The organism is Pseudoalteromonas sp. 1CM17D, assembly GCF_023161805.1.
GTDB lineage: Bacteria > Pseudomonadota > Gammaproteobacteria > Enterobacterales > Alteromonadaceae > Pseudoalteromonas > Pseudoalteromonas atlantica.
Genome location: NZ_JALNTP010000007.1, coordinates 230721 through 257285 on the forward strand (window position 1 = coordinate 230721; position 26565 = coordinate 257285).

Annotated in this window: 19 protein-coding genes and 2 pseudogenes; 9 read left to right on the forward strand and 12 right to left on the reverse strand. The window is 42.9% G+C overall.

Annotation, left to right across the window (positions count from 1 at the left end; translation table 11 throughout):
- Nucleotides 1-5: 5 nt before the first annotated feature.
- From MSC25_RS13905 to MSC25_RS13925, 5 genes are all read right to left on the reverse strand, one after another.
- Nucleotides 6-1589, reverse strand: a complete 1584-nt coding sequence (locus MSC25_RS13905) for an alkaline phosphatase (RefSeq protein ID WP_054983876.1) — start codon at nt 1587-1589, stop codon at nt 6-8.
- A 210-nt stretch (nt 1590-1799) separates the two neighbouring features.
- Nucleotides 1800-4226, reverse strand: coding sequence for a TonB-dependent receptor (locus MSC25_RS13910; protein ID WP_054983875.1), 2427 nt, complete (start codon nt 4224-4226; stop codon nt 1800-1802).
- A gap of 361 nt (nt 4227-4587) precedes the next feature.
- Nucleotides 4588-6342, reverse strand: a complete 1755-nt coding sequence (locus tag MSC25_RS13915) for a solute:sodium symporter family transporter (RefSeq protein WP_248443772.1) — start codon at nt 6340-6342, stop codon at nt 4588-4590.
- Between the two features lie 101 nt (nt 6343-6443).
- Nucleotides 6444-8504, reverse strand: a complete 2061-nt coding sequence (locus MSC25_RS13920; RefSeq protein ID WP_248443773.1) for an alpha-xylosidase — start codon at nt 8502-8504, stop codon at nt 6444-6446.
- A 107-nt stretch (nt 8505-8611) separates the two neighbouring features.
- A complete protein-coding gene (locus tag MSC25_RS13925) occupies nt 8612-9379 on the reverse strand; it encodes a sulfite exporter TauE/SafE family protein (RefSeq protein WP_248443774.1) in 768 nt (255 codons plus the stop codon).
- 170 nt (nt 9380-9549) lie between these two features.
- Here MSC25_RS13925 and MSC25_RS13930 point away from each other — a divergent pair, with 170 nt between their 5' ends.
- The 6 genes from MSC25_RS13930 (at nt 9550) to MSC25_RS13955 (ending at nt 14885) form a co-directional block, all read left to right on the forward strand.
- Nucleotides 9550-10299, forward strand: coding sequence for a GntR family transcriptional regulator (locus tag MSC25_RS13930; RefSeq protein WP_004586029.1), 750 nt, complete (start codon nt 9550-9552; stop codon nt 10297-10299).
- A gap of 216 nt (nt 10300-10515) precedes the next feature.
- On the forward strand, nt 10516-11478 hold the full coding sequence (locus tag MSC25_RS13935; RefSeq protein WP_096042508.1) for an aldo/keto reductase: 963 nt from the start codon (nt 10516-10518) through the stop codon (nt 11476-11478).
- Between the two features lie 9 nt (nt 11479-11487).
- The gene (locus MSC25_RS13940; RefSeq protein WP_248443775.1) at nt 11488-12483 is read left to right on the forward strand and encodes a TauD/TfdA family dioxygenase; all 996 of its coding nucleotides are present in this window, start codon (nt 11488-11490) and stop codon (nt 12481-12483) included.
- Entirely contained in the window at nt 12483-13487 is a 1005-nt protein-coding gene (locus MSC25_RS13945; RefSeq protein WP_248443776.1) for a YeiH family protein, read from the forward strand. Before MSC25_RS13940 ends, MSC25_RS13945 begins: the two co-directional genes overlap by 1 nt.
- 83 nt (nt 13488-13570) lie before the next feature.
- Entirely contained in the window at nt 13571-13816 is a 246-nt protein-coding gene (locus MSC25_RS13950) for a DUF3297 family protein (protein WP_024034014.1), read from the forward strand.
- 166 nt (nt 13817-13982) lie between these two features.
- Nucleotides 13983-14885 (forward strand): homocysteine S-methyltransferase family protein, encoded by a 903-nt coding sequence (locus MSC25_RS13955; protein ID WP_248443777.1) that lies wholly within the window; start codon nt 13983-13985, stop codon nt 14883-14885.
- A 22-nt stretch (nt 14886-14907) separates the two neighbouring features.
- On the opposite strand, the gene MSC25_RS13960 is transcribed toward MSC25_RS13955, so the two are convergent.
- Nucleotides 14908-15744: an alpha/beta hydrolase-fold protein gene (locus tag MSC25_RS13960; protein ID WP_248443778.1), complete on the reverse strand. Its 837-nt coding sequence runs from the start codon at nt 15742-15744 to the stop codon at nt 14908-14910.
- Between the two features lie 449 nt (nt 15745-16193).
- Nucleotides 16194-16304, reverse strand: a pseudogene (locus MSC25_RS20355) (MerC domain-containing protein); the annotation flags it as partial.
- On the opposite strand from MSC25_RS20355, the pseudogene MSC25_RS13965 reads away from it, so the two are divergent.
- Nucleotides 16294-16437, forward strand: a pseudogene (locus MSC25_RS13965) (5-methyltetrahydrofolate--homocysteine methyltransferase); the annotation flags it as partial. The pseudogenes MSC25_RS20355 and MSC25_RS13965 overlap by 11 nt on opposite strands.
- A 155-nt stretch (nt 16438-16592) precedes the next feature.
- Nucleotides 16593-19814, forward strand: a complete 3222-nt coding sequence (locus tag MSC25_RS13970; protein WP_248443779.1) for a S41 family peptidase — start codon at nt 16593-16595, stop codon at nt 19812-19814.
- Between the two features lie 93 nt (nt 19815-19907).
- Here MSC25_RS13970 and MSC25_RS13975 read toward each other — a convergent pair whose 3' ends face one another.
- From MSC25_RS13975 to MSC25_RS13995, 5 genes are all read right to left on the reverse strand, one after another.
- Nucleotides 19908-21209 carry a DEAD/DEAH box helicase gene (locus tag MSC25_RS13975; protein WP_248443780.1) on the reverse strand — a complete coding sequence of 434 codons (1302 nt, stop codon included), beginning with the start codon at nt 21207-21209 and terminating at the stop codon, nt 19908-19910.
- A gap of 244 nt (nt 21210-21453) precedes the next feature.
- Nucleotides 21454-21648 carry a hypothetical protein gene (locus MSC25_RS13980; protein WP_165744971.1) on the reverse strand — a complete coding sequence of 65 codons (195 nt, stop codon included), beginning with the start codon at nt 21646-21648 and terminating at the stop codon, nt 21454-21456.
- On the reverse strand, nt 21632-22687 hold the full coding sequence (locus MSC25_RS13985; protein WP_165744970.1) for a GAF domain-containing protein: 1056 nt from the start codon (nt 22685-22687) through the stop codon (nt 21632-21634). Before MSC25_RS13985 ends, MSC25_RS13980 begins: the two co-directional genes overlap by 17 nt.
- Before the next feature lie 146 nt (nt 22688-22833).
- The gene (glmS, locus tag MSC25_RS13990) at nt 22834-24654 is read right to left on the reverse strand and encodes a glutamine--fructose-6-phosphate transaminase (isomerizing) (RefSeq protein WP_248443781.1); all 1821 of its coding nucleotides are present in this window, start codon (nt 24652-24654) and stop codon (nt 22834-22836) included.
- A gap of 46 nt (nt 24655-24700) precedes the next feature.
- Nucleotides 24701-25465 carry a DeoR family transcriptional regulator gene (locus MSC25_RS13995; RefSeq protein WP_248443782.1) on the reverse strand — a complete coding sequence of 255 codons (765 nt, stop codon included), beginning with the start codon at nt 25463-25465 and terminating at the stop codon, nt 24701-24703.
- 154 nt (nt 25466-25619) lie between these two features.
- Between MSC25_RS13995 and MSC25_RS14000 the strand changes: the two genes are divergently transcribed.
- Complete coding sequence (locus tag MSC25_RS14000; protein WP_248443783.1) at nt 25620-26147, forward strand: sugar O-acetyltransferase; 528 nt, start codon at nt 25620-25622, stop codon at nt 26145-26147.
- The last annotated feature ends 418 nt before the right edge of the window (nt 26148-26565 follow it).

Sequence of the window (26565 nt, forward strand, 5' to 3'; positions counted from 1 at the left end):
CGCCATTATTGCTGAGTTAGTTCAAGAGCTTGATTAATTAAATGAAATACTACGTTTTGCTCAATTACGCCTTGAGCTAGCTGTGCGCCTGGGCCTTTTGCATGCAGCGAAATATCTTCACCGGCATGGGTTTCTGAGCCAAGAGGGACAGTGGTTTCTTGGTGAAAGCCAACATTGGTAGTATCAACGCCACTAAGCTCTACACGTCCAGCAACTGGGCCAGTTGTATATGCTGCATCGGCATCTGTTTCATCAACTAAGTTTCTAAACCCTAAACCATTTGCATAGCCTACTGTGGTGTATGGCATATCGTCGGCAGCAAGGCTTGGTGTGGTTTCACCTACGGCAACTACTTGGCCTAAAATTGGGTTACCGCGTTTAGGGTAGCCAGCAATAGTAAATACGTGGCTGTGATCGGCGGTTACTAAAATAAGGGTTTCTTCTGGGTTGGTATTATCTACCGCAGCTTGCACGGCTTTAGCAAATTCAATGGTGTCGTTAAGTGCGTTGTAGGCATTACCCGCGTGGTGTGCGTGGTCAATACGGCCCGACTCAACGGTTAAGAAAAAGCCGTTTTCGTTTTTACCTAATACATCAATTGCTTTGCTGGTCATTTCGCTAAGCGATGGCTCGCCGGCAATATCGTTTGCGCGGTCTGCTTCGTATTGCATGTGCGATTCGTTAAATAAGCCAAACACTTTAGTGGCATCGTCAGCAATAGCATCAAAGCCTGCTTGGTCCATAACATAAGTACCTTGTGGGTATTGTGTTTGCCACTCAGTAACTAGGTTACGCTCATCAGTACGATCGCCTTCTACAGCGCTAAGTGCATCTGCTGAATTAGCTGCTTCATCTTTTGGTAAAAAGTGACGACGTCCGCCACCCATTACAAAATCAAGACCGTCTACGTCGGTACCTACAAAACGTGCTTCTAGATTTTTTTCAAAATTAACTAATTGCGAGGCAATGTCTTCACATGCAGTTTCGGTTTCTGGCATGTCTGAGATATCTTCCCAGTTACGGTCTGCCGATTTAGCATAGGTTGCCGCTGGCGTTGCATGGGTGATACGCGCTGTTGAAATAACACCGGTTGCTAGGCCTTTAATTTCAGCAAGTTCTGTTGCTGTTAAAAGCTCATTACCCGATACAGTTGAACACACACCGCGCTCTATGTCTTCGTCTACACCAATAACGCCTACATCGGTTTTAACCCCTGAGATCATCGCGGTCATTGTGCCTGCAGAATCCGGTGTTTGTGCATCTACGTTGTATGTTTTTACTTGTGCTGAGTACGGGAACTCTTCAAAGCTTAAATAACCTTCTTCACCTAAATCGCCCGCTCTTTGTCCTTTTAAGATACGTGCTGCGGTAAGGGTAGATACACCCATGCCATCGCCTACAAATAAAATAACGTTTTTAGCTTTTGTTGTTTGCTGGCTTTGTGCAAGCGCAGTTTTTGTGGCGAGTGTAGTTTGGGCATTTGTATACCAGTCATTGTCTGTTTGGCTTTGTGGTAATACATCGGCATGACTTGCAGCACTTAACATAAACGTTAAGCCAACTGCCGCAGCAACTTTTTTAATTTTCATCCTTTATTATTCCCATTGTGTAGTGGTTATTTTTTGCTTGAAGCGTAAACCTCAAATAAGTAACCGCTGCACTATAGAAAATAGATGTGACCTCTAAGAGTACTTTTAATTAAAAAACAATGACTAAACCATGACAAAATTAAGACACAAAAAAGCGCAGCGGTTAAACGCTGCGCTTAGCACAATTTTCACAGGGATATATTTATAAAATTAAAAACGTGCCTTAAACGATACACCAAAGTAGCGCTCTGCATCACGCGGAATTTGGTAACGGAAGTTGTCGCCACTGTAGGTGGTTACGTAGCTTTCATCGGTTAAGTTTTTAGCAATAAGCGATACTCTAAATGCATCATCTTTAAACGATAAACCCACACTTGCGTTTAAAATACCGTAATCTGGCAGTAACGCAGCTGGGTTAAACTCGCCTACATTGTTTGGTAGGTCTGAGTATTGCTCGTCGGTGTAAATGTAAGAGCCGTTAATATGAATATTAAAGTCGTGCTCTGTTTCAATAAAGTAATCAGCACTTAGTGAGTACTTTAAATCTGGCGAAAACGGGACATCTAAGCCAGAGCGGTCAGTACATGAGCCTGCTTCTACTTCTGCCGGACAATTAAACTCGTCAATTTCGGCCTGAATGTACGCAATACCACCAGTTAACGTAAGTGAGTCGGTAGCCGCCCACATAAAGTCAACCTCAGCACCTTGTGTACTTACATCACCAGCATTGGTTAAACGGGTAATACAGGTGCCGTCTGAACAGTCAAAGTTATTGGCTTGAAAGCCTTCAATTTCGGTTCTAAATACAGCAAAGTTAAATACAAAGTCGCGGCTTGCGTATTTGTAGCCTAACTCGTATGCGTCTGACTCTTCTGGCGATATTTCGCGGCTATCGTTATCTGGATTAAAGTTGTAGTACACGTTAAAACCAGGGCCTTTATAGCCTTGCGAGTAAGTACCGTAAACCATTTGGCCATCGCCTAGGTCGTATTGCATACCTAAACGACCCGACACATTGGTTTCTTCTGCACTGCCTGATTCGTCAGTATTTAGTGCTGCTGAGCGTACACCTACACCGGTGCGACCAAATTCGTCATTGCTTACGCGGCGGTGTGTGTACGACACTTCATCGTCGGTATAACGAATACCAAACAGTACACGTAAGTCTTCAGATAAATCGTAAGTACCATCGGCAAAGGCTGCCCAGTTGTTAAACTCGGTGCTCATGTACGCGGTTGCCGATACAATATCGTTAGCATTACAGCTTACACCTAAGCTTTGTGTGTAGCCGTCTAAGTCGGCCAAAGCGGCATCAAGCTCTGCACCGGTTAAGTTATTTTGTGCGTAATACGCCATTGCAGCGTCTAGTTGGCCACCGTTATTTTGACAACTTGCGTCACGGGTAAAGTTACGTTGTGAATCCATGTTCCAGTAAAATAAGCCAGCCACATAGTTAAACGGACCCGCTAGGTTTGAAGTGACTCTAAATTCTTGCGAAAACTGATCCCACTGCTGAGCACCTAAGTCGTGTAATTGAAACGGCGCGCCAAATACAGGTTCGTTACTGTCGCCAGCAATTGAGGTAAAATCGCCTTCGCGGTATTCGGTGTTATCCCACGAGCGCTGCGCAGTAATAGAGGTGTATGTATAGTCGCCAATGGTTTTATCAACCTGTACCGAAAACGCGCTGTGTTCGTCAATAGTGCGCGACTCATAGTCGTGATCAACTTTGCGCTGGTCTAGGTCAATATCGGCCACACCATCAACAATACCGTTGCTGTTAGGGGCTGCGTCTGAATCTGGGTTACGGCCACTTGGCAGGGCTTCTAAATCGGCACAACAGTCGTCGTCGGCGTTATAAAATTCGGCAATAAATTTTACGTTTAAATCATCGCTTGGCTCGTATTTAAATACAGCACGTGCGCCTTCACGGTCGTAACCGTTTACTTTTTCGTTGTTGTAAACGTTATCAATGTAGCCATCAAACTTACCTTTAAACACGGTTAAGCTTGCTGCTAAGTCGTCGGTTAAGCCGCCGCTTACCACGCCTTTAAAGCGGTATTCGTTGTCTTGATAAAACGAGGTTTCTACGCTGCCGGTAGTATCGTACGAAGGATCTTTGGTTGTAATGTTTACCACACCCGCCGAGGCATTTTTACCAAATAAGGTACCCTGTGGGCCGCGCAGTACTTCAATGCGAGATACATCGTATAAATCGGCAAAGGCTTGACCAGAGCGACCTAGCACCACGCCATCAACTACGGTTGCTACACTTGGCTCAGCAGCAATACTAAACGAAATAGTACCAATACCACGCACTGTTAGTGCTGAGTTACGGGTTGTGGTGCCTTTTCTAAAACTGACCGAAGGCACAAGTGACTGCAGGCCTTCCATGTTATTAGCAAACGCCGAATCAATCTGGTCGCTATTAAGCACAGACACCGCAAGCGGTACTTCATTTAGGCTTTGTGTTCGTTTTTGTGAGGTAACAACAATTTTTTCAAACTGGTCGTTATTGTTTTGCTCTGCTTGTTGTTCAGTTTGCTCTTGCTGCGCATGTGCTTGCGTGCTTAGTGCTAAACCTGTTGTCATTGCTAACGTGACTGCCAAGCTTAAGACGGACTTTTTAGCTCTCATGTCATTCTCCAAATTGTGCGTGTGTGCTGTTAAATTACCGCGCTAGCAAGTGTGTGGGTTGCTAAAAAGCGGTGCCAGAGTGTTGTAGTTATTTTCCTTATATCTCTTATGTCTTATATAAGAGATATAAACTTAAACAAACTTATGTTCTATTGCAAACATTATGTGAATAAAATGTGTTTTAAAATTTGTATAAAGAATATAACGCCGCGTTATATACCAACTCGCTTAATTAAGTAATCTATTTTGAGGCTGGAAAAACGTGTTGATAGCTAGGCAAAAAATTCGCTATTTAGTTATTCTAAATGAGAATTTTTTAACGCAGGTAGCGACACGTTTAGCCCCGCAAAATGATTAAGTATTATTGCGAATTGGTATTATGTACCTTAGCCACGCCAATATGCGCTAAGCTGCTTTCGTAACGCTTATGCCATCGGCGTACGCTCCACCAGCTAAGCACAAAGGCGCTAGTCCAAACAGCAATTAAGCTTGGTACAAAGTACACGCTGGTGCCACCCACCAATCCAAGCGGAGAAAATAGTATGTACAAGCTTATAATTAAGCTCACTAATACAATCGCGCAAGGCAGTGCGTATTTCCACGGGCTTAGGTTTACCTCGGCTTTGCGGGTAAAGTTCCATGGTGTGGCAAGAGGTTTGTAGTAGCCAATACCTAACATAATGGCCAGCTCAATAAAGAATAATATGGCGTAAATATGGATAAAGTTAATATCTACATCCCACACAAATTTAAGCAAAGTGTAGGCAATAACATGAAAAACAATAGCCACTTTAGCGCCCAGTGCAGGCACTTTGCGAGTAAATAACCCCACGAGCACAATTGTGATGACCGGAATGTTGTAAAATCCGGTAAATACACGAATTATGTGCCACAAACCTTCTGGTGCAAACATCAGTAATGGCGCGGTAATAAACGATAAAACAGCAATTACAATACTGGTAATTTTGGCCACTTTAATCAGCTTTTCGTCGCTTACTTTGTCTTTTTTCATGGGTTTGTATACATCTAAACAAAACAACGTGGCGGCACTATTTAGCAGCGAATTAAACGAGCTAAATACCGCACCTAGTAGCACCGCTAAAAAGAACCCAGATAAGTACTGAGGCAGTACATCTTTAACTAAATGTGGGTAAGCTAAATCTATGGTTTGTAAGCTTTCGTGCTTATAAAGGTGATACGCAATTACGCCTGGGATCATCATCATAAAGGGTACTAGCACTTTAAAGTACCCTGAAAACAACACGCCCTTTTGGCCTTCTACTAAGTTTTTAGCGCCCAGTGTACGCTGGATCACGTACTGATTGGTGCCCCAATAAAATAAATTAGCGAGGATCATACCGGTAAAAATGGTGCCAAATGGCACGGGATCGTCACTGCTACCAATGGCGTTAAGCTTTTCGGTATCGGTGTTTACCAGTGTGCTTAGGCCATCGGCAAAGTTGCCATCGCCAAGGGCAATAAGGCCAAGGGTAGGCACTAAAATACCAATAATTAATAACCCAACACCGTTAATGGTATCTGATACTGCAACTGCCTTTAAACCGCCGAATACCGCGTAAATAGCGCCTACGGAGCCCACAATAATAATGGTGACAATTAAGCTTGCTTGATAGCTTAAGTTTAATAAGGTGGGCACATCAAACAACCTAAGAACGGCAATTGATCCTGAGTACAAAACAGAAGGGATCGTTATAAAACAATACCCTACCATAAATAAGATCACCGTCATGCGGCGTACGGTATCGTCAAAACGATCCCGTAAAAATTCAGGCAAGGTAGAAAACGCGCCGGCTAAATACCGTGGTAAAAAGATCAGCGCCATTATAATGGTTGATATCCCAGCTGTTACTTCCCACGCCATTGAACTTAGGTTGTAACCATACGCTGAGCCATTTAAGCCAATAAGTTGCTCGGCCGATAAGTTAGTGAGGATCATCGACCCCGCTATAAATGTACCTGTTAAACCACGCCCCGCTAAAAAGTAGCCGTCTTGGGTGTTAACTTCCCCTTTGGTTTTTTGGTACGAGATATATCCTACCAGCGCCATAAACGCCAAGCACGATAGCAGTGTCATGGTAATGTTCATACCTTCCATCTTGCGCCCCTTTTAGCTTACTTTACTCGGTAAAAAGTAAGCTAATATCTTTATTATTGTGTGTGTTACGTGTGTTGTGTGTGTTTGCTATTAACCGAGTTTTATTTTGGCCATGCTGTTAGCTGGCTCATGTCTTGTTCTGTGTGTTGAACCTCTGGGCCTAGCATGAGCGTATCGCCTTTACGAACAAATACGGCCATTTGTGTAAGCTCAAGTGTTTCTTCGTAATACTTGCCGCCTTGGTACGCCTGCCCATCAGGGAATCGCACCCACTCGCCTTGTGGTAAATAAAATTTAACTTTACCGTTTGGTACAACACATGGCACAACAAGGAGTTTTTCGCCGCACATAAATTGCTGATCAAAACTATGTGCCAGTACGTCATCAGGAAACGCCAATGCCATAGCACGCTGAATAGGCAGCCCTGTTTGCTGCGCTTGCTCTGCACATTCTTGTAAGTACGGAATTAACTGATAGCGTAATTTAAGCGCTGCAAATACAGCGTCACTTGCTTGCTCGGTGTATGACCACGGTTCGCGTGGGCCAATACCATGTAAGCGCATATGTGCACTAAATACCGACGCTTGCGCCCAGCGAACATAAAGCTCTGCATCGCGGGTGTCTTTGTAAAAACCACCAATGTCGGTTGCAAAAAATGGCCCGCCCGACATGCCCCATGCTAAGCTACCGCGAATACTCGCCGCTAAACCTTGCCAATCGGCTTGTGGGTCGCCGCCCCATTGTGCTGGGAAGCGTTGGCTGCCAGTCCACGCTGAGCGGCTAAACAAAAATGGCCCTGTTTTACAGTATTTTTCAGCGGCTTCATAAACGCAGCGGTTGTACAGCATGCTATAAACATTGTGCAGTCTAATACCGCTGTCGCCACTGTGCGATACCATGTTTTCATCTTCTAGCTGTTCGCCAAAGTCTGCTTTTATCATATCTACGCCAAGCTCAAACAGTGGCTTGTGCGACTCCAACCAGTATTCGTAAGCGTCGGGATGAGTAAAATCTAAAATACCCGACTCTGGTAATGGCGTAAGTACTTCGCCAAAGGGGCTTAAATCCCACTCGTATTGATACGCTTTACCTGTGCGTTTGTCTTTTATTAGCCAGCCGTTCTCGGCCGCTTTAGCAAATAATGGGTTGTTTACCGAGATCATTGGGTATTCCCACACGCAAGTTTTAAAATCCATGGCTTTTAGTTCATCAAGCACAGGTTTTGGGTCGGCGTAACGTGTTGGGTCCCATTCAAAGGCAAAGCGGGTGTCGGTGTCTTGCCATGCGCGGCCATCAAGGGTAATTACATCGCACGGCATGTTTTTAGCGCGTACTTCGCGGGCGACACTTAATAGCTCGTCGGCATCTTTGTAGTACGCTTTTGATAAAATAACACCAAAGCTCCACTGCGGTGGCACCGGCGCAAAACCAGTTAGCTCGCAGTAGCGATTAATACTTTGTGCAGGCGTTTGCTCTTGGTATAAAAATACATCTAATGCGTCGTCTTCTACTAAACACACATAAGCACGTTGCGACCAAAGTGCGTAACCTACGCCATGTGTAACGGGCGCCGGCGTGTGTACAAATAAATTCCAGCCCTCTGGGCTCCATGCGTATGGCGTATTTTTATAAGACTTTTCGGCGTTTACGCCCAGTGCATCGTGGTTGTATGAGCGAATAAGCTGGCCGCGTTTATCAAGCTTGCCCCATTTTTCGCCAAGGCCGTAAACGGCTTCATCGTAATTAAGCTCTAGGCTTAAAATCCAGCCGTTATCAGTTTTGGCCAGTGGCGGTAAACGGTGCTGGCGCACAAAGTGGCCATCTGTTGCTGATTGCTGTACTAATTTATCGTTTTTATAAAGCTTAAAGTAAAAAGGGTCGCTGTAAAATTCTAAACGGTACTCACCGGCGGTGGCTGCAAAGCCTTGGTCTAATTTATTAAGTGATAGCGGTAAGTTTGAAGGGGTGGTGGTTAATATTTTAAACGTCTCGTCATGCGTGGAGCCTGCATTTAAACGTAAACCAAACTGGCTTATGGTAACGCTGACCTCGCCAAATTGAGTTGGTAAAACTAGCACATGGCCTTGTAATTTAGGCTCTGCAGTTAAGCGTGCTGGCTCTATTGCGTTCCAGTCTGGCTCACGTAATTCAAATGCATTCATGGGAGTTCCTTAACCAATTATTAGTCTTGTATAAGACACAAGTTAAATAATTGTAATCCCCATGTCAATGTAAATAACCCTAAGATGAATTATTTACATCGTTACTTTTAAAATATGCCCGGTGCCGATGTTGCCACCAGCGAAACGCCGCTTAGGCCAAGCAATGCAATTGCTATTATACGAATCCATTTTGCATCAACGTAAGGCGTTAATTTACGAGCAAATTGCGTTACTAATAATACCAGCGGTATGGCCGCTGCAATTAAAAACATAATGTCGAGTTCGGGTAAGGTGCCAAATAAGGCAATACCAACACGGACTAGGCCACCAATGGTAAATACCGCAAGTAAGGTGCTACGAATGGCCTCAATAGACCAAGCTTGTTTATAGCACTGAAACACCAGCGGCGGCCCCGACGTTGTAAACAGCCCGCCCAGCAAACCACTTACGCCGCCAGCAATTAAAAACGAGCCACGCCCGCTTTGCTTATTTGCTCTATCACGGCCAATTAGCATTAAGCCACAACATAGCAAAATACTAATACCTAAAATAAAGTTTAAAAACTGCGTTAAATGCGCCGACATATATTCAAGCAATATAAAACCTAACAGCATTAGCGGAATACCGGTATACAACATAAGTTTAAGCTCGGGCACTTTTACTGTACTGCGATTTTTAACCACCACAGTGGTTGAGTTAACCAAACCCAATAAACTCACTAAAAAGGTGGTGGCAGTGAGCGGTAAAACATCTAGCAACGTAAAGCTTGCAACCACCAGCAACCCAAAGCCAAACCCGCTAAGCGTTTGCATTATGGTGGCAAGGCTTAGGCACAACGCCATAAGCAAGATGAGTTCTAACGAAATACTGAGCACTTTAAATATCCTACGTGTGCGCTATTGTAGTGTAACGATTTGTTTTTAGGCATAATGTAAAAACAAACTACATGGCAATAGTTCACAATTAATTGAGCTTGCGCAAAACTGCGCAAAAAGTTTCACCTATGATATAAATACAGGTGGATTAAATTTAATGGTAAATAACAATGAGTAACTCTATGTTTGATCACAAATTAAGTGGCCCAAGCTTGGCTTTTCAACCACTTTACTTACAAGTGGCTGATTATATTAAACAGCTCATTGTTGAAAGACGCTGGGTACCTGGCGAAGTATTACCGAGCGAGTTTCGCCTTGCTGAAGAGTTTAACGTAAGCCAAGGCACTGTGCGTAAAGCGCTTAATTTATTAACCGACGATAAAATAGTTACTCGCCGCCAAGGTGTTGGTACGTTTGTATCTGAGCATACCGCGCAAGATGCCCTGTTTAGGTTTTTTCCGCTACAGGCCGACGGTAAAGGCGCCGACCTACCTAAAGCCGAGCTATTGTCGGTTGAGCTTTGCCCTGCACCACAAGATGTTATTGATGCGCTGCAACTTAATAAAAAAGACAAAGTCACTAAGCTGGTACGCAGACGCATTCTCGATAACGAATTTTGTATGAGCGAAACTATATATCTACCACAAAGTTTCTTTCCTGATATACATCAAAGTAGTGATATTCCGCACACATTATATCATTACTACCAAACCAAATTTAACCAAACCGTGCATAAAACCCAAGACAGCATTAAAGCCGTTTTAGCAGATGAAACCGACGCTAAAATGCTCGCTATTAAAGCCGGTGACCCTTTATTGTTGGTATCGCGCATTACCGAATCAATCGAAGGTAAACGCATTGAGTACCGTTTAAGCAAATGCCGTAGCGATCATTACCACTACCAAATAGAACTTGATTAATTAACCGCGCTTTAGCCGCGAGTAAGTTATATTAGCGCATACTTATTAAATATTTTTTAAAGGCAGCAAACGCTGCCTTTTTGCTGCCTGTAGGTTTTTTAACACCTTTCATTTATTCCCTTACGGTTAACACAGTGTTGACACTGTTAGATTCGTATAATAACTTATGTCTTATACAAGACCAAAGTCATTATGCAATTTTAACAGGAATTCCCAATGAGTTCATTAAATAACATCCCGCCAGTCGGGTTCGGTTTATGGAAAGTAGCACAAGAAGATTGCGCGCAAACGGTGTACCAAGCTATTAAAGCAGGTTACCGCCATCTTGATTGCGCATCAGACTACGGTAACGAAGAACAAGTAGGCGATGGCATTGCTCAAGCAATAAAAGACGGCCTATGTACCCGCGAAGAATTATGGGTAACATCAAAGCTATGGAATACCTTTCATGCGCCAGAGCATGTAGAGCTTGCCATTGATAAAACCTTGAGCGATTTAAAGCTCGACTACCTCGACTTATACTTAATTCACTTTCCGATTGCGCAAACGTTTGTACCAATCGAAACGCGCTACCCACCAGAGTGGTTTGTAGACCCAGATGCACAAAACCCACAAATGGAGCTGGCAAAAGTGCCGCTGCATTTAACGTGGCAAGCAATGGAAGAGCAAGTACATAACAACAAAGCAAAACGCATTGGTGTGTGTAACTACTCAAGCGCGCTTATTCACGATTTAATGACCTACGCCACAATTAAACCCGCCATGCTGCAAATTGAGTCGCACCCTTATTTAACTCAAGAGCGCTTAGTAAGGCTTGCCAAACAGTACGATATTCCGGTTACGGCGTTTTCGCCGCTCGGTGCGCTTTCGTACCTTGAGCTTGAAATGGCTGATCAAACTGAGTCGGTGCTTGAGCAAAGCGTGGTAAAAGCTGCAGCGCAAAATCATGGCAAAACACCAGCACAAATTGTACTGCGCTGGGGTGTGCAACGCGGCACCGCCATTATTCCTAAAACCTCCAAATTTGAACGCATGAAAGAAAACCTCGCGCTGTTCGACTTTGAATTAACAGAGCAAGAAATGGCGCAAATTTCTGCGCTTAATAGCAACCGCCGTTTTAACGACCCTGGGCACTTTTGTGAAGCTGCCTTTAACCGTTTTCACCCTATTTACGATTAGGATAATAAAATGTCAGCTACCGAACTTAACTATGCCCAAGTGCCTACTCAATTAACGTTTGATGACTCGGTTTTTCCGTGCATTGTAGTTAATAACAATAACGCCAGCACCGTTGAAGAAGCGGTAGCTTTTATTCGCGCTAACAAAAACGAGTTGGCTAAAAAACTACGCAGCTCAGGCGCTGTATTGTTTAGAGGCTTTCCTGTTGATAGCGCCGAAACCTTTGATACATTTTCAGCGGGGTTTGATTACGACAACTTTACGTACCAAGAGTCGCTATCTAACGCGGTACGTATTAACTTTACCGAGCGTGTATTTACCGCTAACGAAGCCCCCAAAGATGTAGAAATTTACCTTCATCACGAAATGGCACAAACGCCTATTTCGCCAAGTAAGCTGTTCTTTTTTTGTAAATCGGCAGCTGAGGAAGGCGGCGCGACACCGCTTTGTCGCTCAGATAAATTATTTAGCGCATTAAAGCAGTTTGATAGCCAATTAGCCGATGACTTTGAACAAAAAGGCTTAAAGTACACCACTTACATGCCCGCAGCCGACGATGCTACATCGGGTCAAGGTCGCAGCTGGAAAAGCACCCTAAGTGTTGAAACCAAAGAAGAAGCACACAGTAAACTTACCGAGCTAGGTTACGAGTGGGAATGGCTAGAAGATGGCTCTTTAAAAGCAATTACCCCCGTTTTACCTGCGGTAGTTACACTTGAAAACGGCGTACAGGTTTTTTATAACCAACTTATTGCCGCTTACATGGGCTGGAAAGGCGTTCGCGAAAACCCATCGGTTGCTATTACCTTTGGCGATGGTAGCGCCATTCCTAAACAAGGGCTTGAAAAAATTGTTGAGCTATCAAAAGAATTTACCTTTGATTTAGCATGGCAAGATGGCGATGTAGCCTTAGTGGATAACGAAATGGCTATGCATGGCCGCCGCCCATTTACTGGCGAGCGTAAACGCCAAGTGCTTGTTGCACTGACAGCAGCTAACGCCTAATGCAAAGCTTAACCGGTGCACTAAAGGTAAAAGTTTCCCCGTTATGGCAAGGGGCCAGCATTGCTGCAATGACTGGCCTTGCTGCCTTATTTTTAAGTGAACACTATGGCGCGCCCGCTATGTTGTTTGCTTTATTATTAGGGATGGCGGTGTCGTTTTTATATCAAAGCGACAGCCCGTGCGCTAAAGGCATAGACTTTACCGGTACTACGGTTTTACGCGTAGGCATTGTTTTACTTGGCACCCGTATAGCACTGGGCGATTTAATTACACTGGGCTGGCAAACAGCGCTAATGTTAGCTGGCGCTATATTTACCACCATTATTTTAGGGGTTGTACTTGCCCGGGTATTTGGTTTGCAAAAACGCTTTGGCGCACTCACCGGTGGCTCAGTCGCTATTTGTGGTGCATCGGCAGCACTGGCTATTTCATCTATTATGCCAAGCAGCGAGCATAAAGAGCGCGATACCTTACTTACCGTAATTGGCGTAACAGCCATGTCGACCATTGCAATGATTTTATACCCTATTGTGGTTAACTACCTTGAATTTGATGCACATAACGCCGGGGTATTTTTAGGTGGCACCATACACGATGTAGCCCAAGTAGTAGGTGCGGGTTATTCGGTATCACCCGAAACTGGCGATATAGCAACACTTACCAAACTAGTACGCGTGGCTATGCTATTGCCTGTAGTACTTATTATGATGGTGGTTATTAATCGCTCAAATAAAGGTAACCATGGCGAGTTGCCAAAAGTACCGGGGTTTTTAATTGGCTTTGTAATTTTAATGATTATAAACAGCACCTTTAACCTACCCGCTATTGTGCTTGAAACCACAAATGAACTTTCTCGATTCTTTTTAATTGCCGCCATAGCCGCCATTGGTATGAAAACAAACCTAGGCAAACTCACCGAGGTAGGCTTAAAACCAATAATTATGATTGTTGCCGAAACCATTTGGATAGCACTGTTAATACTTGGCTTTGTATTGTGTAGCTAAGTTGAGTAGCTAAGCATTAAACCTTGAGCGTATTGAGTGGATTGCCTACAATAGCGCATCACTTTTTAATAAAGATTAAAACCATGACCGATTCAACAAAACCAGCATTACCTGATCAGCTTTCTATTAACCCACGTAGCAAGCATTACGTAGAAGAAGTGTTTGAACACGAAATTGGCGTAAGCTTAAATGGCAAAGAACGCTTTGACGTAGAAGAGTACTGCATTAGCGAAGGTTGGATTAAAATTGCCGCGCCTAAAGCGCTAGACCGTCGCGGTCAGCCTTTACTTATGAAAGTAAAAGGCACGGTAGACGTATTTTATAAGTAAGGTTTAGACTGCTTAGATAAGCGACTCTCTTGCGAGATGTCGCTTTTTTTATGCCTGTAAAAAAGCATTGAGCTTTTTTCATGTTAAAGGTGACGAAGTTTCATTATGAATCTAAAAAAATTATGGTTGAATAGCGCCATATTGTTTAGTTGTATAGAAATCCTTTATGAATAAAGTAACTATTTTAGATGGCGGCATGGGGCGCGAGCTTAAACGCATTGGCGCACCATTTACACAGCCACTGTGGAGTGCACAAGCCCTAATAGAAGCACCACATTTTGTAACGCAGGCTCACCAAGGTTTTATAGATGCAGGCGCTGAAATAATTACCGTTAATAGTTATGCCTGTGTGCCCTTTCATTTAGGTGAAGCGTTATACCAAGCTCAAGGCGCAGCCCTTGCGCAACAAGCGGCCGTTATTGCAAAAGATGTAGCTCAAAACGCAAAACAAAATGTATTAGTAGCAGGCTCATTACCACCCGCCTTTGGCTCTTACCGCCCAGAGCTATTTGAAAGCGAACGCGCTTTTACTATTTTAGATACGTTATATAAAGCGCAAGACGAGCACGTAGGTGTATGGATTGGCGAAACCATATCGAGCATTGAAGAAGCGCACGTTATGGCAAATGTACTTAAAGGCTCAAACAAGCCATGTTATTACGCATTTACCTTAAATGATGTGGTAAGCGAGCAAGCGACACTTCGCTCTGGTGAGCTGGTAAGTGACGCTGTAGCGGCTTTGCTTGAACAAAATGTTACTGGTATTTTCTTTAACTGCTCAATACCTGAGGTTATAGAGCAAGCCTTTAGCGATACCAACGCTGTATTAGCTAAACAAAATAAAAGCGTTGTTTTAGGCGCGTTTGCTAATGGCTTTACACCTATCGCAAGCGATTACAAAGCCAACGAAGGCTCACAAGCGTATCGTGATATTTCACCTGCAGAATACCTAGATTTTGCAAAAACGTGGTACAGCCAAGGCGCAAGCATTATTGGCGGCTGCTGTGGTATAGGCCCAGAATTTATTGAAGTATTAGTAAACTGGAAACAGGAACTTGAAAGCGCTTAAGCTTTTAGTGCTTTTATAAATATTAGGGCTTATTTGCTGTTACCCAATCAAGCCCTTGTATTGCTGTAGTAGGAAATGCCGTTGCATGGCTCGCCCCTTCAACAACAACGCTTTTTAATTCAATATTTTCACTGCTAAGTGCATTAATTTTTTGCGTTAATTGCTTTGCCCCTGCCACCATATTTTGCCCTTCACCAAAGCTTGGGGTTTCCTTTGCCCCTACCGATATATAAACCTTTGTAGGCACTTTAGGCTTATGTGCTTGTAGCGCTAAAATCGCATTGTTATTAAACCAAACCGATGGACTGCCAATAATATAATTGTTAAATAAATCGGGCATCGTAAATAAAATAGTCACGCCAAATAACCCGCCTAAAGAATTACCTATATAAGTTTTTTGAGTGCTACTTGCTCGGTAGTTACTTTGTATAAACGGCAATACAGTATTTTTTAAAAACAGCGCGTGGTTTTGCGCGTTACCTGTTTGTTTTTTCCAGCTTTTAGCCTTGTTTGGTGTGTAGTCTCTAATTCGGCTATTAGACCCTCTAGAGCCTTTTTCGTAGCTAATGGCCACTATAATAGCCTGTTGCATTTTACCGCTATTCATAGGAAACCGTGTAGCACCCGCCACAATAGGAAACGTATACGGTGCATCGGTTAAATAAATAACTGGATATATTTTTTCAGGATGCTTTTTATATGACTTAGGGAGTTGAATAAAAACAGGATATACCCGATTGGTCATAAGCTCAGTGAGTTCAATAACACTACTTCTAGGGATTTGGTACGGAGTATTTGCGCTTAATTTAAAACACATAAAAGCGCAAAGTAACAGCAGGGATTTTAAAGCAGTATTCATTAGGGCGTGTTGATCCTTGATGGTTGAATTTGCAGCAGTATGTTTGGTTTTTAGGCAAGGCAGAGCCTATGAAGTGTGGTTACTCCCCATAAATAGGCGATAACGCAGCATAAATGCCAAACATGCGCTGCCCTTCGGGTTCTGCCTAGGGGCGATAAACTCTTTGTTGCCTACATGGATGTAGGTAAGGGGCGTGAGCAGGACGCGGAAGCTTTGCTCGGTTTTTACTTAGCCCACTAGGTTGCAAACCTCGCGCCGCGATTTAATCGCCCCTAGATTGAACAAATTTCAATCCGCAAAGATCAGCACGCCCTAGCCTAAGCCAAGCGTAATAAACCAATATTGGATGGTTACTTTAACTCACTTTTAGCTTTAGGCTATTAAAAAATTTAAACTCTAGGGGGTTAATTTAAAGTGCTACACGTTAGTTGTTTGTAGCACTAACAACGCTAAGCTACCTGATCAGATTCGGTGCCTGAACACGGGCAATTACCGTCATTTTGTTTAAGGCATTGCTTGTAATTAAACCAATGCGCTACAGCAATAAAAGCAGACCCTATTGCTCAGCACGTTGTGCAAGTACAACTTGAAGACTTAGAAATTGAAAGTGAGGTTGAGCTTACTTTTGCTCCTAGTGCAATTACTTGGCTTGGTATTGCGCAAGAGGAAGAAGAAGACGACCACGACCACTAATTTCACTCTTTAAAAAGAGTACTCCCTTGAAGGTTGGCGTTTTAATGCCAACCTTTTTTTATTCACATTTTGTAACAGACCTTTTATCGCAAGTGCATCGCTATTTATAACCTTATTGTTATGATGTAACAGCTATTAATATAGGATGTAATCCCATGAAAAAATTAACAACATTGGCGCTTGCCTTGGCTGCGGTTATTGCACCGAGCGTATCGGCCTATGAAACTAAAGACACTCGCTTACTACGCTTTCCTGATATTCATAACCAAAACGTGACCTTTGTTTACAGCGGCGATATTTATATTGCTAATACACAAACCGGCGAAAGCAAACGTTTAACCGACCACATTGGTTTTGAAACATTTCCTAAGTTTTCTCCTGATGGTAAGCGCATTGCGTTTTCGGCTGAGTATAACGGCAGCCGCCAAGTTTATGTAATTAACAGCGATGGCTCAGGCCTTAAGCAGCTTACATACTACAACGATGTTGGCCCAATGCCGCCGCGTGGTGGCTTTGATTACCGCGTTTTAGATTGGACCGCCGATGGTAAAAATGTGGTGTTTAGAGCAAACCGCACACCATGGGGCAAACGTATGGGTCGCCCTTATATGGTCCCTGCAGACGGTGGCCTTGAGCAGCCTTTAGCCATTCCAGAAACTGGCGGCGGTATGCTCTCCCCTGATGGTAGCAAGTATGTTTACACGCCCATTGACCGTGAGTTTCGTACCTGGAAACGCACCCGTGGCGGCCGTGCCCAAGACGTATGGATTTACGATTTAGAAAATAACACTTCAGAGCAACTTACCACTAACCGTGCAACCGACCAGCAACCTACCTGGGTTGGCGACAATATTTATTTTGTATCTGATCGTGATTACACACTAAACCTTTATCAATATCGCAAAGGCAGTGAGCCTAAAAAGCTCACCAACTTTAAAAACTTTGACGTACTTTGGCCCTCAGCAGGCCCTAATGCGGTTGTGTTCGAAAACGGCGGTTACTTATATCGCTTTGACGCAAAAACACAAAAAAGCACTAAGCTGAGCATTAACATTGCCGGTGTGCGCCAATACGCTATGCCGTATAGCAAAAATGTAAGCGACTTTATTGATTCTATGTCGATTTCTCACGATGGCAAACGTGCTGTATTTACAGCCCGTGGCGAGCTATTTAGTGTACCTGTTAAACAAGGGCCTACGCGTAACTTATCGTATACAGATAAGAGCCGTGAAATAGACGCAAGTTGGTCGCCAAATGGGCGTTACATTGCTTACATGAGCGATGAAAGCGGCGAGTACGAAATTTACTTAAAAGATCGCAGTAAAAATAATGCCATTAAACAACTCACTAGTAATGGCACTATTTGGCGCTTTACGCCTATTTGGTCAGCTGATAGCTCAAAATTATTATTTGCAGATAAAAACCACACACTGTGGTGGTTAGATGCAAAATCGGGCAAGCAACACAAAATTGATACCGGCATTTACGACGAAGACGGCATTACTCAGTATACGTGGTCGCCTAACAGCCAAGACATTGTGTATGTTAAAAATAACGAAAACCGTTATGCCTCACTGTGGCACTACAACCTTAAAGAAGAAAAGGTAACGCGCTTAACAGACGAAATGAGTAACGAGCAAAACCCAACCTTTTCGCCAGATGGCCAATACCTTTACTTTAGCTCTGAGCGCGACTTTAACCTTGCGTTTAGCAGTTACGAGTTTGACTACATGTTTAACCGCGCCACCCGTATTTATGCGGCTGCAGTAAACGACAGCGTTAAACCGCTTATTGCCTTACAAAGTGACGAAACCACAATTGTAAAAGACGATGACGACGAAAAAGAAGACGACAAAAAAGTTAAAAACGCACTGCAAAGCAGCGACTTTATGCAACGTGTTACCGCGCTTAATGCACCAGCGGGCGATTACCGTGGCTTAACCGCAGTAAAAGACGGCGTGCTTACACTTGCCAATGGTGGTTTACAACTTATAGGCACCGAGCACGATAGCGAGCTAGAAACCGTGGCTAAAGGCGTTAGCCATTACACTATATCGAGCAATAGCGAGCACCTGCTTGTACATACAAGCGGCGGTTACAGCTTGATTGAGCCTAAACCAAAGCAAGACTTAGACGCCAACAAGCTCGATTTAAGCAAAATGACGCTTAAAATCAACCCGCAAGCTGAGTGGCAACAAATGTACGTAGAAGGCTGGCGCACATTGCGTGACTGGTTCTACGACGAAAACCACCACGGTCAAGATTGGGATGCTATTCTAGCTAAATACCAACCTATGGCTGATGCTATTAGCCACCGTAGCGACCTTGATTACGTACTTAGCGAAATTGCTGGCGAAATTAACTCCGGCCATATTTACGTGCAATCGGGTGATATGCCAAAAGCCGAGCGTAAAAACCACGGTTTATTAGGCGCTAAGCTTGCAAGCGATCCATCGGGTTACGTAAAAATAGAGCAAATCTTTAAAGGTGAAAACTGGCATGACGATTTCCGCTCACCGCTGGGGACTACTGGTGTAAAAGCACATAACGGCGATTATATTATTGCGGTAAATGGCCGCTCGGTTAAAGACGTTGCTAACTTTTACGAACTCCTTGAAAACACCCAAGGCGAGCAAGTGGAGCTGGTGCTAAACAGCAAACCGCGTAGCAAAGGCGCGTGGCAAGTAACAGTAAAACCTGTAGCCAGTGAGCAAGGCCTACGTTATTTAGACTGGGTTAACTCGCGTGCAGCCTACGTAAATAAGCTATCAAATGGGCGTATTGGCTACGTACACCTGCCAAATACAGCGTATGAAGGTAACCGCGCCATGTTTAAAAATTACATGCCGCAAACAACCAAAGACGCCATGATTATTGATGACCGTTACAATGGCGGTGGCTATATTCCTGAGCACATGATCACTTGGCTTGCACGTAAACCACTTAACTATTGGAAACGCCGAGGCACTGAGCCGACTAAAACGCCACAGTTTGCACACGATGGTCCTAAAGCAATGCTAATAAACGGCTATTCAAGCTCAGGCGGTGATGCAATTCCTTACTACTTCCGCCAAGCGGGTTTAGGTAAGCTAATTGGTACGCGTACGTGGGGTGGCTTAATTGGTATTTCTGGCAACCCTGCTCTTGTAGATGGCGGGCAAGTTATTGCTGCTACATTCCGTATTTTAGATACCCAAGGTAACTGGATTATAGAAAACGAAGGTGTTGCTCCTGATATTAGAGTGGTTGACCGCCCAGAGCTTATTTATAAAGGCCAAGATCCATCAATAGAACGTGCTGTACAAGAGTTATTAAAGGAGCTTAAAGCAAACCCTAAGCAACCTTTAGTGGTGCCACCAGCTCCGTCTAAGTTTTAATTTGCTGCATAGCAATATTAGCTAATGAAAAAAACCCTGCAAATGTGCAGGGTTTTTTAATGGATGATTTAATGACTCATATAGTGTTAAAGCTTATTTTTTTCTCCAGCCACTCCATACATCATCTATATCGTCGGCTTTATTTTTTTTCTTTTTCTTACCTGTGCCGGCGGGCTTTGCCATTGGCTTATCGTTTTTAAGTGCTTGTGCTGCATCAAGATTTGCTTGGTTTACCGCAAAACCGGTTACTTCTTCACGCTCTAAACGCAGTTTGTTTTTTTTCTCGATTATTTTAAAGTGATGAAAGTCTTCATAATCAATTAGTGATAACGCTAAGCCAACTTCACCGGCACGGCCACTTCGGCCAATACGGTGCATATAATCAGCGGGGCTACGCGGTAAGTTAAAGTTAATAACAACAGGCAGTTTGGCAATATCTAAACCACGGGCTGCTATATCGGTGGCAATAAGTACTTCTATTTCACCGGCTTTAAATTTTTCTATTACGCGAGTACGCTCACTTTGGCCTTTATCACCATGAAATACCTGTGCGTTAATACCACGCTTTTCAAGCTTACCTGCTAAGTGCTCACAGTCTTTTTTAGCGTTTACAAAAATAAGTGCTTGGCGCCATTTATGCGCTTTAATTAAATGCGCTAAAACCGTGGTTTTTTCGCCTTTATTAACCGTAAATACGCGCTGTACTAAGGTGCTTTCGTCTTTACTTTGAACTTGTATTTCAACAGGGTTAGTTAACAGCTCTTGCGTTAATTGAGTGACTTGCTCTGGGAAGGTTGCTGAAAACAACATAGTTTGTTTTTTAGCAGGCATTAACGCTAATAGCTCGGCAAGCTCTTCGGTAAAGCCAAGACTTAACATGCGGTCGGCTTCATCAAGCACTAAGGTTGTTACTTTATCGAGCTTAATAGCATTGCTTGAGATTAAATCGAGCAAACGCCCTGGCGTTGCAACAATAATATCGGCGCCGCTACGTAGAGCCTGCATTTGTGTATTAACCGACACACCACCAAATACTGCTACCGTTTTAATTGCGCCATTAAAGTTAGCAGAATACGATTTAACGCTATCGGCCACCTGCGTTGCAAGCTCACGGGTAGGTACCAAAATAAGCCCAGTAACAAAGTTACCTTTGCTCGCTGTTTTTTTAGCGCCTTGCTCTAAAAATAACTTTTGTAGCATAGGCAAAGCAAACGTTGCTGTTTTACCTGAGCCAGTATTTGCCCCCGCAATTAAATCGCTACCAGCAAGTACACTTGGAATCGCCTTAGCTTGAATTGGCGTAGGTTGGCTGTATTCCAAATCGGTTAAACGAGCTTGTAGCTCTGGAATAAGGCCAAGATCGTTAAAGGTGCTAGGGCTTGTTGCTGAGGTCATGAATATTACGGGCTCATTGCTAAAAAGTAGCCTGTAATTTTAGCGTATTTAGCGCTTATTAAGTAGGGATTAGTGATTTATATATCAATAGCAGGTTGTGGCTAGTAACTTGAGCACAAAAAGACTTACTTATAGAGTAGCTTTTACTCCCTCTGTTCGTATCTATCTTACACAGAGCATAAAAAGGATAATAGAGTTAAAGATACTCTTGATGTACATAGATCCTAGCAAATCTTGCTAAAGATTAACCCAAAACTAAATTTTTCGCATAATCCAGAGATGCTTTTCTCTGCTCTTTGTACCAATCATCAATTACTTTAGGATTATATGCTTCAGCTGAAACGGCCTTCACTAGTTTATAGCCAGTAGATGCACTTATAGATTTAATAGCTACATCTGCGACGAAATCTCTTGATCCACTATCATTTTCTTTTTTCATCTGAGTCTCCCGACGAATTTGAATTACCTTTATTATGTGCTTGGTAAGCTTCTGCCGCAGCCAAGTATATAGCAAAGACCTTTGCGACAGTACTTAAAAATTGTAAGTCTCGATTTTCATTAAACTGTTCAGCAATTGCACTTGTTAATACTAATACACCAAAAGGTTGTTCGCCATTATTAACATCACCATCATCATTACATCTAAGGATTGGTATAGAAATAAAACTGCGATATCGAGTGTTATCACCCAATATACCTGCATCTTTAGCTAACTCATTGCTTAATATAATATCTGGACATATTTTTATCTGTTTATGCAAGAACGCTAACCCAACATGTCCGTGGCCAGGCTTCCATGATCGATTTCTTCTCCGCAATCGATTGTCACAATCCCTAATAAGAACATTCAGGTTGTCACTCTTCTCATCGTATGAATATAATGCAACATTATATAAGCTAGGTGAGGTGTAACCGAATAATGCCTCTCTTTCGAGAATAAATGGACGGATCATTGAACCGAGATCCTTATTTACCAGCAAGTCATACTCTTCAATACTAAGGGTACATTGTTCAGCCTCTAACCGATTTATATTTCCTATCGCGTTATCAACTACATGGGCTAAAATATATAATGTAGTTCGCTGATTACTAAAGAGGTCAGAAAGCTCTCGATACGCTTTTTTATACTTTGCCAATTCATCCCTAACTTCCTTCATATTTTTATCGTATTCAGTTTTAAGAGATATAGCTTCAGAATACAGTGTAAATTTACTGTTATTTTGATGAACTAAATAAGAAACAGACAAGTGAATTAGTGCAAATATAATTATTAGCAGCCATATCGACCAAGATATTGAGTCATTAGTAGATAGCCCATATATATACGAAATCCCTATTCCTATTAATATCGGAGCAACTAAAGTCGTCCATATATTAGAAAAAAGTAGAACATTACTTACAATTTTATCTGAGTAAAAATTATTCTGATTTGCCTTCGACATAAAGCTTTGCAAATGTTTAGTTTCATTTTTATCCATTAAAATACCCACTGACATACTGCTTAATTAAACTAAAGTAAACAGTAACATGTAAACTTCTCTTCGGGTAGACCTTGCTAGGGCTGCACTCAAATGAAAAAGGCGCATTAAGCGCCTTTTAATCGGTAATTACCAACCTTTTGATTTTACTCAACAGTAACCGATTTAGCTAAGTTACGTGGTTGATCAACGTCAGTACCTTTAATTACCGCTACGTAGTACGACAGTAACTGTAATGGCAGTGTGTAAACAATTGGCGCAATAATGTCGTCAGTGTGGTTTACGTTGATTACACGCATTGTGTCGTCTGACTCAAAGTGTGAATCTTTATCTGCGAATACGTAAATAATACCGCCACGTGCACGTACTTCTTCTACGTTTGATTTAAGCTTTTCTAATAGCTCATTGTTTGGTGCTACAACAATAATTGGCATGTCGGCATCAATAAGTGCAAGTGGGCCATGTTTTAGCTCACCCGCTGCGTAGGCTTCTGCGTGAATGTACGAAATTTCTTTAAGTTTAAGCGCACCTTCCATTGCAATTGGGTATTGCGAGCCACGGCCTAAAAACAGTGAGTGATGCTTGTCGGCAAATTCTTCTGCAAGGTCTGCAATGCCATCAGCGAGTAGTAATGTTTCTTCAAGCTTAGCAGGAAGTACTTTAATTGCATTTACAATGGCACTTTGATCAAGCTGTTTTTCTTGCGATATAGACGCAGTAAGCATTAACAAACCAACTAATTGCGTAGTAAATGCTTTAGTAGAAGCTACACCAATTTCTGCGCCGGCTTTAGTCATAAAGGCAAGATCAGATTCGCGCACAAGCGATGAACCCGGTACGTTACAAATGGTCATTGAGGCCATGTAACCTTGCTCTTTAGCTAAGCGTAATGCAGCTAGCGTATCGGCTGTTTCACCCGATTGTGAAATAGTCACAAGTAGGCTGTTTTCATGAACAAACGACTGGCGGTAACGGAACTCAGAGGCAATCTCAACATTACAGCTAACGCCTGCAAATTGCTCAAGCCAGTAACGGGCAACCATACCTGAGTGGTATGACGTACCACAGGCAATAATTTGTACGTGTTTTACATCTTTAAATATTTGCTGAGCGCTGTCGCCAAAGGCATCAATTGATACGCGGTCGTCGTTTAAACGTCCTTCCAGGGTATTGCGTACCGCAAGTGGTTGCTCGTAGATTTCTTTTAGCATGTAGTGGCGGTAATCGCCTTTGCCTGAAGCATCTTGCGTGATGTTTGATTCAACAACTTCACGCTCTACAGCGTCGCCATTTTCATCAAAAATTTCTACTGTGTCGCGAGTAATACGGGCTACATCACCTTCTTCTAAAAATATGAAGCTACGTGTAACTGGCAATAGTGCTAACTGATCAGAAGCAATAAAGTTTTCGCCAAGGCCTAAACCAATAACAAGCGGGCTACCTGAGCGAGCTACGATGATTTCGTTGTCGTTTGCTTTATCAAATACAACCGTACCAAACGCACCTTCAAATTGCTTAACCGCTGCTTGAACAGATGCAAGTAACGTAGTGTGTTGCTTACGAAGCTTATGAATTAAGTGCACCATTACTTCGGTATCAGTTTCAGATAGGAACTCGTAACCTTCTTCTTTAAGCGATGCGCGTAGGCTTGCGTGGTTTTCAATAATACCGTTATGCACAAGTGCTAACTGGTTGTTTGATACATGCGGGTGAGCGTTTTCTTCAGTAACGCTACCATGTGTTGCCCAGCGTGTGTGTGCAATACCTGTATGGCCGCTAACGCCTGCTTTCTCAAGTGCAGCTTCTACGTTCACTACTTTACCGACGGCTTTTACAGTATTTAGCGTAGAGCCTTCTAAAAGTGCTACACCGGCAGAGTCGTAGCCACGGTATTCAAGACGTTTAAGGCCTTCAACTAAAATTTTGTTTACTGGACGTTCTGCAACCGCCCCAACTATTCCACACATAGTGTCTCCATTAATTTTTTAATTCTAGTAACTCGCTTTGTAGTTACTAATCAATAATCTCTGCACAAATTAGTTTTACACCACACGCCTCAATCGCTTTGCGTTTATCATCTGCTAAGCCAGTATCGGTTATTAATGTGGTTACTATATTCCACGGTAATTCTAAATTTGGTATTTTTCGGCCAATCTTATCTGATTCAACCATAACGATTACTTCACGGGCGGCCTTTGCCATAACTTGGCTTAAACCGACTAACTCATTAAAGGTAGTTGTGCCACGTTTTACATCTATGCCGTCTGCACCAATAAATAGCTGATCAAAGTCATAAGAGCATAATACGTTTTCGGCAACTTGCCCCTGAAAGGACTCAGAATGCGGATCCCACGTACCGCCGGTCATTAAAAGTGTTGGCTCGTTTTCAAGTGATAGTAAACGGCTCGCTACTTTAATGGCGTTGGTCATTACAACTAACCCGCGCTTATTTGCAAGCTCTGGGATCATAGCGGCCGTAGTACGCCCGCTATCAATAATAATACGGTTATGATCTTTTATAAGTGCAGCAGCTGCCTTTGCTATTGCTACTTTGCGCTTAGAGTCTATTTCGTCACTTACAATTTCTTTTGGCAGTGCGATAGCACCGCCGTAACGGCGCAGTAATAAGCCACTTTTTTCAAGCGCGGTTAAATCTTTACGAATGGTTACTTCAGATGTTTGAAACTGCTCCGCAAGCTTTTCAACAGCCACTTCACCTAGCTCATTTACCTGAGTAAGTATTAAATGACGGCGTTGCTGGGTGTTTCGTTTAGTCATAAAGCTCGCAGATTAAGTTTCGTTTCGAAAGATGTGCAATTCTAAACGAAACTAGTTAAATGGCAAGTGAACGAGCAAAAATAAAGCAGCTTTCAACGAGTAATAATAAAGGTAAAATAGTCACAGCATCTCTTAACTAAACAAAGAAACCTTAATGCAGCCATTTAATAGCTTAAACAAAGAGCTTTTAGCCCTACGTAGACAAACAGGCGAAATATGCCGACTCTTCAATAAAAGCCCGAGTAAAGGTAATTTAAAACGCATTAAAGAGCTATTCGCTCAATGCGGTGAAGGCGTAATTATAGAATCAGGTTTTCATTGCGATTATGGTAATCAAATAGCTATTGGTGATCGTAGCTTCATAAACATTAACTGTACGGTATTAGATGCCCCAATTAGTGAAGGAGCTATCAGCATTGGTGATGACTGCTTAATTGGCCCCAATGTTCAGCTATTGACTGTATCCCATGCTGTTAACCCTACACAGCGACTGAATAAAGAAAACTTTGCTGCTCCTATTACAATAGGCAACAACGTGTGGATTGGCGCAGGTGCAATTATTTTAGCGGGCGTATGCATTGGGGATAACAGTATTATTGGTGCGGGATCTGTAGTTACTAAAAGTGTAGAGGCGGATACTGTTGTTGCTGGTAATCCAGCTCGTGAGATAAGAGCACTATAATTATAATCGATGTTTTTTAGCGTCGGGAGTCGCTACGCTCGCCCGACCTACATTCTAGAAGTAGATGAGTGTGCATTAATTGTCCGCATTTTACTTTTCTACGGACGTAAAAAAGCCCGACTCTTTCGAGTCGGGCTTTCTTGTATTTGGAGCCTGGCAATGTCCTCTGGCAATGTCGTAGTGCCCACAGCGATAGAGAGTCACATAGCAAATGCTACACTATCGTTGGCCGGGCTCGCCTTCGAGCTGTTTTACTTCTCTTGTGAGTTAGCCATGGGTCTGGCTATTTATTAAATCCCAGACAGCAAAAAACCCGTCACATCGCTGTAACGGGTTTCTCTTATTTGGAGCCTGGCAATGTCCTACTTTCACATAGCAAATGCTACACTATCATCGGCGCTGTTTCGTTTCACTACTG

Bases quoted from the DNA above. Each gene is read 5' to 3' on its own strand.
- MSC25_RS13905 (WP_054983876.1), bottom strand. From the start codon at position 1,589: ATGAAAATTAAAAAAGTTGCTGCGGCAGTTGGCTTAACGTTTATGTTA.
- MSC25_RS13910 (WP_054983875.1), bottom strand. From the start codon at position 4,226: ATGAGAGCTAAAAAGTCCGTCTTAAGCTTGGCAGTCACGTTAGCAATG.
- MSC25_RS13915 (WP_248443772.1), bottom strand. From the start codon at position 6,342: ATGGAAGGTATGAACATTACCATGACACTGCTATCGTGCTTGGCGTTT.
- MSC25_RS13920 (WP_248443773.1), bottom strand. From the start codon at position 8,504: ATGAATGCATTTGAATTACGTGAGCCAGACTGGAACGCAATAGAGCCA.
- MSC25_RS13930 (WP_004586029.1), top strand. From the start codon at position 9,550: ATGAGTAACTCTATGTTTGATCACAAATTAAGTGGCCCAAGCTTGGCT.
- MSC25_RS13935 (WP_096042508.1), top strand. From the start codon at position 10,516: ATGAGTTCATTAAATAACATCCCGCCAGTCGGGTTCGGTTTATGGAAA.
- MSC25_RS13940 (WP_248443775.1), top strand. From the start codon at position 11,488: ATGTCAGCTACCGAACTTAACTATGCCCAAGTGCCTACTCAATTAACG.
- MSC25_RS13945 (WP_248443776.1), top strand. From the start codon at position 12,483: ATGCAAAGCTTAACCGGTGCACTAAAGGTAAAAGTTTCCCCGTTATGG.
- MSC25_RS13950 (WP_024034014.1), top strand. From the start codon at position 13,571: ATGACCGATTCAACAAAACCAGCATTACCTGATCAGCTTTCTATTAAC.
- MSC25_RS13955 (WP_248443777.1), top strand. From the start codon at position 13,983: ATGAATAAAGTAACTATTTTAGATGGCGGCATGGGGCGCGAGCTTAAA.
- MSC25_RS13960 (WP_248443778.1), bottom strand. From the start codon at position 15,744: ATGAATACTGCTTTAAAATCCCTGCTGTTACTTTGCGCTTTTATGTGT.
- MSC25_RS13970 (WP_248443779.1), top strand. From the start codon at position 16,593: ATGAAAAAATTAACAACATTGGCGCTTGCCTTGGCTGCGGTTATTGCA.
- MSC25_RS13975 (WP_248443780.1), bottom strand. From the start codon at position 21,209: ATGACCTCAGCAACAAGCCCTAGCACCTTTAACGATCTTGGCCTTATT.
- MSC25_RS13980 (WP_165744971.1), bottom strand. From the start codon at position 21,648: ATGAAAAAAGAAAATGATAGTGGATCAAGAGATTTCGTCGCAGATGTA.
- MSC25_RS13985 (WP_165744970.1), bottom strand. From the start codon at position 22,687: ATGGATAAAAATGAAACTAAACATTTGCAAAGCTTTATGTCGAAGGCA.
- glmS (WP_248443781.1), bottom strand. From the start codon at position 24,654: ATGTGTGGAATAGTTGGGGCGGTTGCAGAACGTCCAGTAAACAAAATT.
- MSC25_RS13995 (WP_248443782.1), bottom strand. From the start codon at position 25,465: ATGACTAAACGAAACACCCAGCAACGCCGTCATTTAATACTTACTCAG.
- MSC25_RS14000 (WP_248443783.1), top strand. From the start codon at position 25,620: ATGCAGCCATTTAATAGCTTAAACAAAGAGCTTTTAGCCCTACGTAGA.